Genomic DNA, 1,153 nt, shown 5'->3' with positions numbered 1-1,153 from the left:
CACCTCAAGAATTGGGAGCGTGCGATGCCTTGGAAGGAGTCATCAACCATGTCAATGCGACTGGAATTTGTCCGGCTTGCGAGCGCTCCAGGGGCGAACGTTCAGGCTATTTGCGCGGCGTACAAAGTCAGCAGAAAGACTGGCTACAAGTGGCTGAAGCGCTTCGCTGACGAAGGCGAAGCGGGGCTTGCAGACAGGTCTCGCCGCCCGCATTCATCACCTTCGCGCTCGAGCGAGGAGCTCGAGGCAAGCGTTCTTCGTTTGCATGACGCATACGATTGCTGGGGAAGCCGCAAGCTCCAGGCACTTCTTCCGCAAGATTCCAGCCTTCCCCATCCCAGCACGATCGACGCCATTTTGCGACGCCACGGCCGTCAGATACATGGCAGCGTCAAAGGGTCCGATGCTGCTACAAAGCGATTCGAGCACGCTGAGCCCAACATGCTTTGGCAGATGGATTTCAAAGGACACTTCGCCTTGAGTAACAGTCGGGCGGGTCGGTGCCATCCATTGACCGTGTTGGACGACCACTCCAGGTTCAATTTGTGTTTGGCGGCATGCGCAAACGAGCAAACCGGTACGGTAAAGGCCGCGCTAACGACCACGTTCGAGCGGTATGGGCTACCCGATCGGATCACCACTGATAATGGGCCGCCTTGGGGACTGCCACGCGGCATGGGTATCTCAACGCTAGAAGCTTGGCTGATTCGACTAGGTATCCGGGTGAGCCATAGCCGACCCTATCACCCGCAAACACAGGGCAAAGATGAACGATTCCATCGGACTTTGAAGCTCGAACTGATTACGCGGCGCGGATTTCAAACGATTGCCGACTGCCAGGCAGCGTTTGACGAGTGGCGCTCGATCTACAACCACCTGCGTCCACATCATGCCCTTGACCATGCGACCCCCATAAATCGCTACCGCCGCAGCGGCAGGGAGTTCCCTGCCGTACTGCCTCCAGTCGAATACCTCCCTGGAGACCGGGTTTTGAAAGTCAGAGGAAACGGTCATGTCATGCTCAAGAAGCACGAGTGCTTCATCGGTGAGGGGCTCATCGGGCACGAAATTGCGTTGCGACCGACTGGCGTCGACGGCGTCTACAGAGTCTATTTCTGTGGCACCGAACTGCATGAAATCGACATGACCAAGT

At 57.1% G+C, this 1,153-nt stretch carries 1 protein-coding gene; it reads left to right on the top strand.

The window, feature by feature from the left end:
* Nucleotides 1-24 precede the first annotated feature (24 nt).
* On the top strand, nt 25-1,153 hold a 1,129-nt coding region (locus tag ACFPAH_RS23040; protein ID WP_379750008.1), incomplete at its 3' end, for an IS481 family transposase.

This window comes from Massilia sp. GCM10023247, from assembly GCF_042653325.1.
GTDB lineage: Bacteria > Pseudomonadota > Gammaproteobacteria > Burkholderiales > Burkholderiaceae_D > Telluria.
The sequence above is the reverse complement of the archived record's forward strand: the minus strand, read 5'-3'. Positions and strand labels throughout refer to the sequence as shown.